General features: G+C 39.4%; 11 protein-coding genes. 7 read left to right on the top strand and 4 right to left on the bottom strand.

Annotated features, from left to right (window positions below; all coding sequences use genetic code 11):
- The first annotated feature begins 42 nt into the window (after positions 1–42).
- Together ANA7108_RS0112260 and ANA7108_RS0112255 are read left to right on the top strand one after the other, a co-directional pair.
- Positions 43–294: a hypothetical protein gene (locus ANA7108_RS0112260; protein ID WP_016951086.1), complete on the top strand. Its 252-nt coding sequence runs from the start codon at positions 43–45 to the stop codon at positions 292–294.
- The gene (locus tag ANA7108_RS0112255; protein ID WP_016951085.1) at positions 291–638 is read left to right on the top strand and encodes a hypothetical protein; all 348 of its coding nucleotides are present in this window, start codon (positions 291–293) and stop codon (positions 636–638) included. The genes ANA7108_RS0112260 and ANA7108_RS0112255 overlap by 4 nt, the downstream gene beginning before the upstream one ends.
- Before the next feature lie 60 nt (positions 639–698).
- Here ANA7108_RS0112255 and ANA7108_RS0112250 read toward each other — a convergent pair whose 3' ends face one another.
- The 3 genes from ANA7108_RS0112250 to ANA7108_RS0112240 form a co-directional block, all read right to left on the bottom strand.
- Positions 699–1,220 (bottom strand): hypothetical protein, encoded by a 522-nt coding sequence (locus ANA7108_RS0112250; protein ID WP_016951084.1) that lies wholly within the window; start codon positions 1,218–1,220, stop codon positions 699–701.
- A gap of 23 nt (positions 1,221–1,243) precedes the next feature.
- Positions 1,244–1,684, bottom strand: a complete 441-nt coding sequence (locus ANA7108_RS0112245) for a hypothetical protein (RefSeq protein ID WP_016951083.1) — start codon at positions 1,682–1,684, stop codon at positions 1,244–1,246.
- Positions 1,685–1,769: 85 nt separating this feature from the next.
- Positions 1,770–1,952 (bottom strand): CsbD family protein, encoded by a 183-nt coding sequence (locus tag ANA7108_RS0112240; RefSeq protein ID WP_016951082.1) that lies wholly within the window; start codon positions 1,950–1,952, stop codon positions 1,770–1,772.
- Positions 1,953–2,426: 474 nt separating this feature from the next.
- On the opposite strand from ANA7108_RS0112240, the gene hemJ reads away from it, so the two are divergent.
- Together hemJ and ANA7108_RS0112230 are read left to right on the top strand one after the other, a co-directional pair.
- A complete protein-coding gene (hemJ, locus tag ANA7108_RS0112235) occupies positions 2,427–3,020 on the top strand; it encodes a protoporphyrinogen oxidase HemJ (RefSeq protein WP_016951081.1) in 594 nt (197 codons plus the stop codon).
- 67 nt (positions 3,021–3,087) lie between these two features.
- Positions 3,088–3,948, top strand: coding sequence for a DUF6671 family protein (locus tag ANA7108_RS0112230; RefSeq protein WP_016951080.1), 861 nt, complete (start codon positions 3,088–3,090; stop codon positions 3,946–3,948).
- 494 nt (positions 3,949–4,442) lie between these two features.
- Here ANA7108_RS0112230 and ANA7108_RS0112225 read toward each other — a convergent pair whose 3' ends face one another.
- Entirely contained in the window at positions 4,443–7,193 is a 2,751-nt protein-coding gene (locus tag ANA7108_RS0112225) for a pitrilysin family protein (RefSeq protein WP_026104145.1), read from the bottom strand.
- A gap of 776 nt (positions 7,194–7,969) precedes the next feature.
- Between ANA7108_RS0112225 and ANA7108_RS28190 the strand changes: the two genes are divergently transcribed.
- The 3 genes from ANA7108_RS28190 (at position 7,970) to ANA7108_RS0112210 (ending at position 15,172) form a co-directional block, all read left to right on the top strand.
- Positions 7,970–12,733: a Calx-beta domain-containing protein gene (locus tag ANA7108_RS28190; protein WP_016951078.1), complete on the top strand. Its 4,764-nt coding sequence runs from the start codon at positions 7,970–7,972 to the stop codon at positions 12,731–12,733.
- Between the two features lie 478 nt (positions 12,734–13,211).
- A complete protein-coding gene (locus tag ANA7108_RS0112215) occupies positions 13,212–13,739 on the top strand; it encodes a hypothetical protein (RefSeq protein ID WP_144052380.1) in 528 nt (175 codons plus the stop codon).
- Positions 13,736–15,172: a 7-cyano-7-deazaguanine synthase gene (locus tag ANA7108_RS0112210; RefSeq protein WP_016951076.1), complete on the top strand. Its 1,437-nt coding sequence runs from the start codon at positions 13,736–13,738 to the stop codon at positions 15,170–15,172. Before ANA7108_RS0112215 ends, ANA7108_RS0112210 begins: the two co-directional genes overlap by 4 nt.
- Positions 15,173–15,174 lie beyond the last annotated feature (2 nt).

The following is a 15,174-nucleotide window of genomic DNA, read 5'->3' as shown; positions in this document are numbered from 1 at the left end:
GAAAGTTCAATTTGCTGCTTATGATGCTATAGTAGATGATTGATGTTAATCGCGTTAATAGTCAACATAATATTTTTTGAGCAACAGGAGTCTAAAATAGTGTCAATGCTAGATATTACCCCTATGGCTATAAGACCTAGAGTTACAATTACACTGGATGAAGAAATATACAAAGAGCTTATACATATAGCTGAAGAACAGGAGCGTACACCAGCTAACTTTGCGGCGTACATTGTTACGAAAGCTATTAAGGAGAAAAACAAAGAAAACCAACAACAGAAAGAGGTATTATGACTAATTCACAGCCATTAGAAGATATCTCTGCAAGGCTAGATGATATTGACAGCAGATTAGATCAACTTGGAGATGAAATTGATTTAGTCCGTACCATTCAGGAGGGTGTCAGACGTGAAACCCGTTCTAACAGTCAAGCACTAGCACGACTAGAAAGAACAGTAACCAACCTTGCTGATATTGCACGTTTACACCAGCAAGCACTGAGGCAGTCTGAAAGACAATTTCAGGAGTTTCAAAGAAATAATCAAGAGTTTCAGCGTACAAATAATGCTGCTTTGGAACGAATTGACAGGGTTTTAGATTACTTGATCAGGCAATCAGGTAGTCAGGGTGAAGGGTAGCTGCAAATCCTCTTGAGAAAGGGGGGCTTTTGAAGAATTTAGCCCACCCCATCTACATTCTTACTTCCGACTACCCAGCCATTTAGCTGCTGCAATCCCAATAATTCCCGCAACAATAGGATTACTGAGAAACTTGATAATTCCCGGTTGTTCCGCTAAGACTTGACGAAAAACATCAGGGTGGTTGTGATATGTGAAAGATGCAAGTTTACTCACATCCTCAGCAGTCATACGGTTAGTATTGTGAGTGGAGAGACTTAGTTGTTGTTGTAAACGGTTCTCGTCCAGTCCTCTCTCTTTCAATTGTTTGAAAAAGGCACGCGCTACATCATCTCGTTCATTGGGTTTAATTTGAGAAATTGCCTTTTGTAATTCTGGCTCCATTTGGCTCGGAGAGATGCGTTCTGGATGTAAAGATTGATTAAATAACTGCCGACGTTGATCTGTTGTTGTCCTCTGGGCAAAATCATCAAAAGTTTGATATTCTTCAGTAGAATCTGTATTCACATTATCTAAATATTCGACATTCCCTTGAGCCAAATCTTTCATGATTTCACGTTTATATTGTTCGCTATTTGTCATTTTATTAATCTCCTTTATGAGAATTAGCTGTACTTAACTTGATTAGTCTGCCGATCATAATCAGCAGTCAAAATCAGTTTTTTGTCAGGAGCATAAATTAAAACTTTCAAGTCTTGATTAGGGAAGTTTTTACGAAATCCCTGAACTAAAGATGTTGCTAACGGTTTGACATTCTGAGGACTAACTTGAGGTGAAATAATCACGCCTAGCTTATTGTTATCTCGAACATATGCATCCTGAACTAATCCTTGAGAAGTTTGGACAACCCAGTTACCAAAATTCTGTCCCCCTGAAGTATTACCACGCTCCAATTCTGCATAAGCAACATCTTTACCAATGGCTGTTGGGGTATTTACGCGGTTAGCTTCTGTAGTTGTTCCACCACCACAAGCCGTAGTTAATGTCACTACTAACATCAAGACGAAAGCCATCAAAACTTGACGACTCTGCTGAAACAAAACCATATTTTATATCCCTCATATCATACATTTTGTTTTGTTCGTAATTGCTTGATAAATGCAACTACGAACTCCATTACTTATCTAATATCTAATCAATGTTTTTCTTGACAGTGTCTTTCATATCTTCGACAGCGTGTTTAACTTCACTTTCTGCCTGTTTGGCTTGACCTTCAGCTTTATCCTTTGGATCGCCAGTTATGTTTCCTATCGCTTCTTGACCTTTACCTTCTATATTCTTAGCTGTGGCTTTTGCCCGTTCTTCTAAGCTCATTTTAACTTTCCTTTATGACTTACCCTTTATGAATAGCTTAATCCAGTTGCTTAATTCTTCTATCATCAGGTACATTTAATACGTATGCAAAAAGATATAGACTTTCTATCTAATGAAATAGACAGCAGTTTTTTATAAATTCAAATTGATTAAATTATAAAAAAATATTATTCCTATATGTTAATAAAAAGTTTTTTCCTAAAAAACCAGGTTATTGAAAATATTGATCTAATTATCAATTCACTGAATTACAGTAACAAATGAATGTTTCCATTTGTATTAACCTTAAAGTGATATCTTCAGTTTCAGTAGACTTTGTGTTTATACATATGTCTTACTAAAGCATGATGTAAATGATTTAAAATCGTCATAGTTATGCTGCAAAATGTAAATTAACCTATCTGTATCCTTGCCACTAAGTCCTCTAAGCTGATAATGAGAGTTAGGACAACATAAAAAGGTAGGTTAGGATTCATGGCTTATTCATGGTTTAAAGCGTTTCACATTATTGGCTTTGTGGTTTGGTTTGCGGGTTTATTCTATCTGGTCAGACTTTTTATTTACCACGTTGAAGCCAACCAGGAACCAGAACCAGCAAAAACGATACTGAAAAATCAGTATCAAATTATGGAAAAGCGTCTTTACGATATCATTACTACTCCAGGGATGTTTGTAACGGTAGCAATGGCTATTGGTATCCTTTCGACTAATCCAGATTTGTTAAAAGAACCCTGGTTACATTTTAAATTAGGGTTTGTTGCTATTTTAATTGGCTATCATCATTATTGTGGTAGGTTGATCAAGCAATTAGCAGCAGATGAATGTAAGTGGAGTGGTCAACATTTACGGGCTTTAAATGAAGCACCAACTCTTTTGTTAGTGGTGATTGTGATGTTGGCTATATTCAAGAATAATTTGCCTACAGATATTACTGCTTGGTTAATTTTTGGTTTAGTGGTTTTCATGGCTGCAAGTATTCAGCTTTACGCTAAAATCCGCAGACGTAATAAGGAAAAGTTGATGGCTGAACTCAGTCAAGTTAATCAAGTTCCTCAAGGGCAAAATTAAGTTGTGTGGTGGGTAATCCCCACCTTACTTTTTAGGATTAATTAGTATCTAGGAGTTAAAAATAAAGATGACGAAGCAATTATTTAATAATCGTGTGGCTGTATTAGCAACAATGCACCATAAAGAAAAAGTAATTGCACCTATTTTACAGCAGGAATTAGGGATTAAGGTGATTGTCCCAGACAATTTCAATACTGATGTTTTTGGTACTTTTACCAGAGATATCAAACGCCCAGGAACGCAAATTGCTGCGGCTAAGTTAAAAGCTGATAAAGCTATTGAAATCACAGGGGAAACTTTGGCTATAGCTAGTGAAGGTAGTTTTGCACCTCATCCTAGTTTTCCTTATATTTATGCTAACAGAGAAATTATTGTTTTTTTAGATCAAGAGAATGATTTAGAAATTATTGGGGAGGTATTTTCAACGGAAACTAATTTTAATCATCAGGTTGTCAACTCTCTAGAAGAAGCAGAAGAATTTGCACTCAAGGTTGGTTTTCCTGAACATGGTTTAGTAATTAGTTTTGAAAAAAGAGATTGCAAAACTTCGGAAATTATTAAGGGTATTACTACTGAGGATAAATTGAGAGAGTCTGTAAATTTGGCTTTGGTTAATTCAGCTAGTGGAAGTTTTTATATAGAAACAGATATGAGGGCGCTATATAATCCTCAGCGGATGAAAAATATAGAAAAAGCTACTCAAGATTTACTAAATAAAATTAATAGCTGCTGTCCAAAATGTTCTACACCTGGATTTGCTATAACTGAATCTATCAAAGGATTGCCTTGTGCGAGTTGTTATCAACCTACTGTCCAGATTTATGCGGTAGTTTATCAATGCCAAAAGTGTAATTTTATAGAACAAAAGTTATTTCCTGATGGGATAAATTCTGCTGACCCTAGTTTATGTAACTATTGTAATCCTTAGATTAAAATCTAGCATGATGATTAAAAATAGAGAACACTGAAATTAGTTTAATAAAGCCTCCTCCTGAACGGTTAATAACAAGAGGAGGTTTGAAGCTAAAGTCCGGTAGGGTAATCGGGCTACTTAATATTTAATATTTAATCTCTCTATATCCAGTCTTCCTTTAGACAGATAAATCTATGATTAATTTTACCATTTGGTATAATTTAAAAAAATCCCCGCTGTCAGATATCAACGGGGATAATATCACTAAACTTCGTCAGGTGATCGGAATACTTAATTATTTAGTCTTTATGGTATGTATATTTATTCCTCCATTAGATAGAGAAATCTTTTATTAATTAGCTTCATCTTGTATATTTTCATGCTTAAAGGATATTTCCAAAGTCTTAAACTTTACTAAAAAACCTCTCTCCTTGTAGAAGAGAGGTTTGGAAACCTAGATTATTTCCTGGGGAAGGAAGTTAGGTCTATCTGCTATTTTTTAGTTTGACCTAATTACCTTTGGTGATAGTATTGTCGGGGCCAGCAGTGACAATGATCAGATTTTCTGGTTTAATTAATTCTGCAATTGCTTTTTGTACTTGAGTCATCGTTACTGCTTGAATATGCTGGGGAAATTCGCGGATTTCTGAGGCGGATAATCCCAAAATGGCATTTTCCAAAATGATGCTGGCTACTTGACTAGGACTAGCTAACTCCACAGGGTAACTGTTGATAAGAGAACGTTTCGCTGTCTTAAATTCGGCTTCGGTTATACCTTGTTCCCGAAATTGTTTTAGTAAAGCTATGGTGCTAGAAATCGCTTTTTGAGTGTCTTGGGGTGCTGTCTGCATGGAAATCACGAATGGACCAGGATTCATACCCGCAGCAAAGCCACTATAAATACCATAAGTCAAACCCAAGCGATCGCGCACTTCTGTTCCTAACCGACTTGATAAGGTATCACCACCCAAAATCTGATTAAGGATTAGTGCAGCATAAAAACGTGGATCTTGGCGAGAAATGCCGTTGTATCCTAGATAAGTAACAGACTCTGTTTTACCAGGAATTACTGAATTTAATTGTTGTAAGTCTATTGGTAATGTTACAGTTGGTAGGTTGAGTACAGGAGGTTCACCCTTCGCTGTCCATTGACCGAAAGCTTTATTTAACAAGGATTTAACTTGGTTTGGTTCAAAATCACCAACTAAGGTAAGTGTTGTAGCATCCGGTCGATAGTGTTGTTGATAGAAATTCACCACATCTTCACGAGTAATACTTTGTAAACTCTCAATGGTGGGGAAGCTGTGGAAAGGATGATTTATGGGGTAAATTGCTTGTTGAAATACTCTTCTTCCCAGTCCTCTGGGGTCGTCTAGCTGTACTTTAAGACTGGTTAATTCTCGTTGACGACTGAGTTCTAATTGGTCAGCAGGGAAGTTGGCGTTCTGCACTACATCTGCTATGGTTTGCATCAGTATTGGTAAGCTGGTCGATAATCCTTGTCCGCTGATACTCACACCTTCACGACTAGCACTAAAACCTAATTCAGTCCCTTTGTTTTCTAAAGTCTGCGCTAAAGTTAAAGCATCTTGAGTTTTAGTACCATTCATTAAGTTGGTAGCAGTCAAATTTGCTAAACCTGCTTTTTGAATACTATCAAACTCATTACCAGCGTTAATTTTTCCCCTGATATTAATGGTGGGAAGGCTACGGTCTTGTAAAAGCAGTACTTTTAAGCCATTGGCTAAGGTAAACTGTTCTGGTAAAGATTGTTGATTAGAATTGGTAGCTGATGTTGTTGGTGGTAAATATTTTGCTAATTCTGCGGGGTCTACAGGTTGACCAGGACTGAAATTTTCAACCGTCCGACCAGAACCACCACTAGAAGTTCCTGGTTCACCGTTTGCTTGAGTTGGTTCAAAAAAACCGATAGTTTGTTTTGCGGGGTTGAGGTAAGTTTTGGCTACTCGTTGGACATCTTGGGGCGTAACTTGAGCGATCGCACTCAAATACTTTTCAGTATAATTATAGTCTCCAGCAATGATTTGGTTATATGCCAATTGACTAGCTTGACTGGTAATATCCTGGTTATTCAAGATTAACCCAGTTTGTAATTGCGTTTTCGCTCGATTTAATTCTTCTGAACTAACAAGTTCCTGTTGTAATTTTGTCAAAGATTGCTGAATATTATCCGCAATATTGCTTAATTTCTTACCTGGTGCAGCTATGGCGCTAATTTCATACCAACCCGGTTCTATAAGTTCCGCAGCGCTACCACTGACTGAACTGGCTAATCCAGTTTCTATAACGGCTTGATACAGACGGGAACTACGTCCACCCGTAAGAATAGCATCCATAACATCAATTGCAGCAACATCAGGATGTTTGATATCTGGTAGAGGATAGATAGCTTGTAGTAATGCTGCGCTTCCCGGTTGTTTGAGAACAATTGGCGCTTTTTTTGCAGTACTCACTGCAGTTACAGCCGGAGAAACTTTCAAAGCTGTTTTTTTCCCTTTTGTGAGTTTTCCAAAAGTGGCTTTGATAGTTTTTAGAGTTGGTTCGGTGCTAAAATCTCCAGTCACTACTAAAGTTGCATTATTAGGACTGTAGTAAGTTTGGTAATAATTGCGTACTTGCTCAACCGTGAATTTCTCTACATCGGCTTTTGTCCCTCCTACAGGTAAACCGTAAGCACGGTTAGGAAAAGCAGCTTTTCTGACTTCTCTATCTAAACGATAACCTGGTGAGTTTTCATATCCTTGTAACTCAGAAATGACTACACGCTTTTCACTGGTGAGTTGCTCTGAGCCTATTAAAGCATTTTTCATGCGATCGCTTTCCAGAGTCAACAATGCTTCTAATTTATCTCGCTGCACTGTACCAAAATAAGCAGTTTCATCAAAACTAGTAAAAGCATTAAACTGGCTACCCAAAGCACTAAATAACCTGCCAAATTGCACCGGACGGTCGGTAGTACCCTTAAACATTAAATGTTCCAGTTGGTGAGAAATACCATTTTCTCCAGTTCCCTCATTGCGAGAACCAACCTGATACCAAACCTGCACACTTACCACTGGTGCAGTATGCACTTCTTTGGTGAGTACTGTTAAGCCATTGTCTAACACCGTTTTCTGCACATTTTGCGTAAATGAGAGTACTGCTGGTGTAGCAGCATTAGTGACATTACCGGAGAAAGGCAAAATACTCAAGAACAGGCTGATAAACAAACCTAAAAACATATATGAGCGCAGCTTCATAAGCAGTTAATTTGAGACAACAAAACCCTGAAATATAGGGTAAACGGTTAATTTAATCACAAAATCTCTCTTTTGGGTGATGACAGATATTTATCAAAAGACTGATATTTATCAAAGTTTGGGATGTACATGACTAAGCAGGTTTTCCCATTCCTCTAGTGTAGTCATGAAATTCTAGCTTGAAGGAGGGAAGAACGAACCGCAGAGGCGCAGAGGACGCAGAGAAATCGGTAGACAAGTTATCGGTTTCTATTAGACATCTCCAAAAAAGATTGTAGAGCCGAGAATATCTACCCAGGTCACTTCTCTACAAGGGTTTTAGGAAACGCATATTTAATTTTCACTAAAAATCTATTGTAGGGTGCGTCAGATATCAAAAATCTGTTTACTTACTAGATTTATACAGTCTGACGCACCAACAACTAATGTTCCAGCACCTAAAAATCTATTGTAGGATGCGTCAGATATCAAAAATCTGTTTACTTACTAGATTTATACAGTCTGACGCACCAACAACTAATGTTCCAGCACCTAAAAATCTATTGTAGGGTGCGTCAGATATCAAAAATCTGTTTACTTACTAGATTTATACAGTCTGACGCACCAACAACTAATGTTCCAGTTACGTAAGTCCTGATCATATTTGAGCTTCTTTAAAGTTTTTACTTATTTTGTAGTCTAAGTATCAGAAATATCACTGTGATCAAACAATATACTAGTTGCGGATCAAAACTAAACAAGGCTAAGATGTTAAAAATACATACAAGCCTTATTTTATGAATCCTTTACTCAATTCTGCCCTGACGCTAACATACAGCCAATTAAGCGCATTTTCTGGTTTAGACAGTTTCTGGCAGAGTTTCGACACAGCTTTTGGTACGCAGTACAACCGTAGCATAGCGGAAATTCTGCGTTTACAGTGGCAAACTGGTGACTTTAGTCAAATTCCGCAAATTGAGATTCTTGATAGCAGCATTCTGGGAACAGCTAACGGTGCTTATGCTAGTAGCACTAATCAGATTTATCTATCAGCTAATTTTGTTGCTACAGCCACACCAGCAGCTATTAGTGCGCTTTTATTAGAAGAAATTGGACATTTTGTGGATGCTCAAATTAACCTGACAGATAGTGCAGGAGACGAAGGAGCAATTTTTGCTGAGTTAGTACAAGGTTACAGTCTAGATGATGCCACCTTACAAGCTTTGCAAGCAGAAGATGATTCAGCCACAATTACGGTAAATGGGCAAACTATTCAGGTAGAACAGCAGGATTTCACCGGAACATCAGGTAATGACACTATTGAAGGAACTTCTAGTGATGATAAACTTTTTGGACAAGGTGGAAATGATACACTTCTTGGACAAGGTGGAAATGATCAATTATTCGGGGGAACAGGTTCTGATACCCTCACAGGAGGCACAGGTTCAGATCAATTTGTCTTTGAAACTTTCAATAATTCCACTCTTTCCCAAGACCTAGATGTAGTCACTGATTTTGTCAAGGGACAAGACAAAATTGATCTCAGCACTGTTGGTATTGCTGACTATCAAACACTCTTAACTCTTATCAGTGATGATTCTCTAGGTGATGCCGTCATTACTGCCCGCTTTAACAACTCTTCTAACCCCATTTATGGCTATAGACTGAAAATCAACGGTTTTAGTAGCAGTCAACTAGCAGCCACAGATTATATTCTCAGCACATCTGTTGTTAATGACACCATTACAGGTAGTAACAACACTGATGATTTGTTTGGTGGTTTGGGTAATGATACTCTCCAAGGTAGTGGAGGTGAAGACCGTTTATTTGGTGAACAGGGAGATGATCGATTCCTGGGAGGAACAGGTTCTGATACCTTCATAGGAGGCACAGGACTAGATACATTTGTCTTTGAAACTTTCAATAATTCCACTCTTTCCCAAGACCTAGATGTAGTCACTGATTTTGTCCAAGGACAAGACAAAATTGACCTCAGATCAGTTGGTATTGCTGACTATCAAACACTCTTAACTCTTATCAGTGATGATTCTCTAGGTGATGCCGTCATTACTGCCCGCTTTAACAACTCTTCTAACCCCATTTATGGCTATAGACTGAAAATCAACGGTTTTAGTAGCAGTCAACTAGCAGCCACAGATTATATTCTCAGCACATCTGTTGTTAATGACACCATTACAGGTAGTAACAACACTGATGATTTGTTTGGTGGTTTGGGTAATGATACTCTCCAAGGTAGTGGAGGCAATGACCGTTTATTCGGTGAACAAGGGGATGATAGGTTACTTGGGGGAACAGGTAACGATACTCTTTATGGAGGTGAAGGAACTGATACTGCTGTTTATTCAGGTACTTTTTCCCAATATCAAATCACCACCAATGCAGGAGTAACCACAATTACCGATTCAGTAAGTAATCGTGATGGCATAGATACATTATCTGGTGTCGAAAAAGTACAATTTTCCGATCAAACCATCACTCTTACTAATAATGTTTTACCTACTATCACTCTAGCCGTATCTCCTGCCAGCGTCACGGAAGATGGAACAGCCAATCTGATTTATACCTTCACCCGTACAGGTAGCACTACTAATACTTTAACAGTCAACTTTAGTGCCTCTAGCAATGGAGTCATAGGAACTGACTTCACAGAAAGTGGTACAACCACTTTCACTGACAATTTAAATGGTACGGCAACTGGTACAGTCACTTTTTTAGCTGGCAGTAGTACAGCAACTGTTACAGTCGATCCAACTGCTGACACACTATTTGAGAGCGATATAACCATATCGGTTAATGTCACCAGTGGAACTGGTTATATAGCTATTACTACTCCTGTTTCTGCAACCATCACTGATGATGATGTAGCTGTTATTCCCGTCATTACCCTAGCTGTATCTCCTCCCAGTGTCACTGAAGATGGAACAGCCAATCTGATTTACACCTTCACCCGTACAGGTAGTACCACCAATGCCTTAAGTGTTAACTATGGCATCAACGGCACAGCTAACGGTAGTGACTACACTGGTGCAACTCCTGGAACCGGAAAAACCATTACCTTTGCAGCAGGTTCGAGTACAGCAATATTAACCATCAATCCCACCGCAGATACTACTGTTGAAGCTAATGAAACCGTTGCTTTAACTTTAGCTTCCGGTACAGGTTACACTGTTGGCACAACAACGGCTGTTACAGGCACTATTACTAATGATGATGTAGCTGTTATTCCCGTCATTACCCTAGCTGTATCTCCTCCCAGTGTCACTGAAGATGGAACAGCCAATCTGATTTACACCTTCACCCGTACAGGTAGTACCACCAATGCCTTAAGTGTTAACTATGGCATCAACGGCACAGCTAACGGTAGTGACTACACTGGTGCAACTCCTGGAACCGGAAAAACCATTACCTTTGCAGCAGGTTCGAGTACAGCAATATTAACCATCAATCCCACCGCAGATACTACTGTTGAAGCTAATGAAACCGTTGCTTTAACTTTAGCTTCCGGTACAGGTTACACTGTTGGCACAACAACGGCTGTTACAGGCACTATTACTAATGATGACTTGCCTCCTTTACCTGTAATTACCATAGCGGCTACAGATGCTAATGCGGCTGAACCGACTAATCCAGGAGTCTTTACCCTCACCAGAACAGGTAGCACAACCAGTGCATTAACTGTTAATTACACCACCGCAGGTACAGCTACCAACGGTACTGACTACAGCAACCTCACGGGAACTGTAACTTTTGCGGCTGGTAGTAATACTGCAACGGTGACAGTTAATCCCATTGATGACACCATTGTTGAAGGTACAGAAACAGCTATCCTCAACTTAGCTGCTGGCACAGGATATACCCTGGGTACGGTGAAGAGTGCCACTGTCAATATTGCTGATAATGACTTGCCTCCTTTACCTGTAATTACCATAGCGGCTACAGATGCTAATGCGGCTGAACCGACGAATCCAGGAGTCTTTACCCTCACCAGAACAGGTAGCACAACCAGTGCCTTAACTGTTAATTACACCACCGCAGGTACAGCTACTAACGGTACTGACTACAGCAACCTCACGGGAACTGTAACTTTTGCTGCGGGTTCTGCAACAGCCACGGTGACAGTTAATCCCATTGATGACACCATTGTTGAAGGTACAGAAACAGCTATCCTCAACTTAGCTGCTGGCACAGGATATACCCTGGGTACAGCTAAAACTGCTACTGTCAATATTGCTGATAATGACTTGCCTCCTTTACCTGTAATTACCATAGCGGCTACAGATGCTAATGCGGCTGAACCGACGAATCCAGGAGTCTTTACCCTCACCAGAACAGGTAGCACAACCAGTGCCTTAACTGTTAATTACACCACCGCAGGTACAGCTACTAACGGTACTGACTACAGCAACCTCACGGGAACTGTAACTTTTGCTGCGGGTTCTGCAACAGCCACGGTGACAGTTAATCCCATTGATGACACCATTGTTGAAGGTACAGAAACAGCTATCCTCAACTTAGCCACTGGCACAGGATATACCCTGGGTGCAGCGAAGAGTGCCACTGTCAATATTGCTGATAATGACTTGCCATTAATCACTATTAACCTCAGTGACGACCAAACCATAGTTGAAGGCAGTACTAGTTCTCAAAATGTTTCCTATACGGTGACTCTTTCCGACACTAGCACTCAAACCATTACTGTTCAATATGCTACTAGTAACGGTACAGCTATAGCAGGTTCAGACTATACTGGCAAAACAGGAACTCTGACCTTTAACCCAGGTGTTACCAGTCAAGTCATTAATATCCCCATTGTTAATAATTTCATCAATGAAGCCGATGAAACCTTTACTCTAAGCCTAACATCTCCTACCAATGCCAGTTTGGGTACAAAAACCAGTGCCACTACGACTATCACTGATACCCTGACTGCTTCTGTCACCACTACTTTACCACCCTTCGTTGAAAACCTTTCTCTGACAGGAACAGCATCTATCGACGGTACTGGTAATGCTGGAAATAATGTCCTGATTGGTAATCACAAAAATAACATTTTATTTGGTGGGTCAGGTGCTGACACCTTGAAAGGAAAGGCAGGTGATGATACTCTCATCGGTGGAGCCGACGCTGATATTTTTGAATTTGGTGGTCAAGCTGTAGCTGTCAATCCAGTCACTGGGTTGTCTGAGGAAACGGGTACAACTTTAGGGTTGATAGGTCCAAAAAGTATTTCCATTGGTAAGGATACAATTACTGACTTTGCTACTGGAGTAGATCAGATTTTGCTGGATATTAGCACCTTTACAGCTGTTGGTCCTGCCGGTTCAGATTTATCATCGGTTGCTAATGGTTTTAGCTTGGTTAACCAAGTTACTAATGATGGTATTGACAGTGAGAATGCTTACTTGGTTTACAATCAAGGTACTGGAGACTTGTTCTACAATGTCAACTTGTCGGCTTTTGGTAGTGGTGGCGGTGGAATCTTCGCTAATTTGGGAGTCGGTACTGTCTTAGCTGCTACAGATATCTCACTTATTGCTTAATAGTACTTCCTTTCTCTACGTCGGGAATGTGAAATAAAAAAGGTGGGCAAAAATGCCCACCCAAAAATTATTCAAACCCCAAAACCAACGGGTGACAAGGTAGCTAAGGGGTAAACGGTAAATTTAATTAAAAAATCTCTCTTTTGGGTGATGACAGATATTTATCAAAAGTCGGGATGTGAATGACTAAGCAGGTTTTCCCATTCTTCTAGTGTAGTCATGAAATTTTGATGTGAAGATCAAGAGGGGAAACCAACCGCGCCCATTTCTCTATTAATCGAAAACCTGACATTTTACTCAGAATCGCCTTATTAATTATTGACATTGTTAAAATAATGTTCTAAGCTGATCATATAAGTAGGCTCTCATTGGAGATCGAAGCGTGGACGGGGATGTATTTCATCGGCTTTTAGGACTTTATAGAAAGCCATACCTAATACTGTGTGAGGGAAAACTAGAGCCTCAAGAATGTGCTTGGATGACAATGAAACCCTTTCTCGATGATCTGAAGAAAAAAGGTAATGCAGCTATTGTGATAGCCAAGAGTATGGGGGAACTTCTAGCTCAAGAAATTCAAAGTTCTAGCAATAATAAATCTATAAACTATGCTGATTTAAGTAAAAAGATTCATAAATTAGCAGAACAAGCTAACATCCCACATCGAACTAAGACATTGGTTAAGGATGCTGGAATTGATATTATTCATGATTTGCGTTATGGGCAACAATTTGACAATGATACTCTTCCAGAAAAAGTTATAGAAAGATATATGCAGAAGGCGTATGTATCAGAATTTGAAGGAAAAATTCCACTAATTCCTGATCACCACGCCAAAGTTGATAATTTCATTTTGGCAGACCGTATGGAGGAATTAAAGAGAGATATCTTTGAGCAGATTTCAAGATTAGCAAAAAAGGCAAATTTAGATGAGAGTGTATCCCACTTGAGACGAAGTAGGCGATCGCAAATCAAGGAGATAGACCTTGAGGAGAATCTAGCAATATGAACCATACACCTTCACGTCAACAAAAACCAACTGAAAGTAACTATAAAGATTACACTTTACACTTTCAACCTGTAGAGAACAGTAATGGATCTGTGCTATTTGTTGATCACTCTCAGGATAAAAAGGCAACTATTGGAATTAATGTAGGTGATACAGAGTTAAAATATCGTGTTCTAGGAGAGTTTCCCCCTATTATTGCTGATCTCATTGACCTTGCTGTTGCTATATATACCTCAGATCGTCTTGCTCCTCAAAGTCTTACAAAGAACCAACGCCGATTTTATGTGATACTGCCATTACGTCATCCAGAATTGTTTAGTGCTGAACCATTTCGCGCAAAACTAGATGACCTGCTTAAATGGACAACTGATACCGAATGGGTTTTCGACTTTCAAAAACGGATTGCACCGGAACGCCTTGTTGAACACCAATCTCTTCCGTTAGCACCCCAAGGATGTGAAGTGACGTTGTGGAGTGGTGGACTAGATGCGCTGGCTGGTTTGTACACTCGGCTTCTGATGTATCCAGAAAAACGGTTTATCTTATTTGGAACTGGGAGCAACAATAGTGTATATGCCCGCCAGGAAAGAGTATATAAGAAAATTCAATCTATCTTTCCCGGTCGCTGCTATCTTTTCCGCCTCCCAATCCGATTTGATGATAGTAGTGAGCAGCCAAAAAACAAGCTTTCCCGTGCGAGGGGTGTTGTATTCACTCTTCTTGGTTCTGCGTGTGCATACCTTATGGGAGAAAAGGTTCTTTGTTTGTATGAAAACGGAATCGGTGCAATCAACCTTCCATATCGTGAATCGGCTGTAGGATTGGATCACTCTCGTTCTGTTCATCCCTTAACTTTACTAATGGTGAGTGAGGTTGTTTCCGAGCTTTTAGGAGAAGAGTTCCAGGTCAAAAACCCCTTTCTTTTTTGGACTAAAGCCGAAATGTGCAAAGCATTGGTGAAAAATGGGAGAGATGACTTACCACCTTTAACTATGTCCTGTGACAGTCCACATCGTCAAAAACCAGTTCAATGTGGTTACTGCTCCTCTTGTCTTTTAAGGCGACAATCACTTGCAGCCTCTACCATAAAAGATAGAACTCGTTATGTGGTCTTACATGGAGAGCGTCCAGTTAAAGAGCCGAGTTTATGTTTCTTGAATATGCAAGCTCAGGTTCGTACCCTTGATTCTTTGATTGCTGTCTCAAATGAACCTTGGATTACTCTAACTAAAAGGTTTCCAGTGTTGGATGATATTGTTGATCGAACTGCTATGGCAGAAAATCTATCACCTGCTGATATGCGAAGTCGTTTAATTCAACTTTATCAAAATTATGTTTCTGAATGGAATGCTGTGGAATCACAGATTGCGAACGGATTATTAAGTGATCAGAAGGCATCTAGTAAATATGTAGTCTCATCTCAACAAAGTTGAGG

Source organism: Anabaena sp. PCC 7108 (assembly GCF_000332135.1).
Classification (GTDB): domain Bacteria; phylum Cyanobacteriota; class Cyanobacteriia; order Cyanobacteriales; family Nostocaceae; genus Anabaena.
Note: the sequence above shows the minus strand (reverse complement) of the source record. Positions and strands in the feature narration are given on the sequence as shown.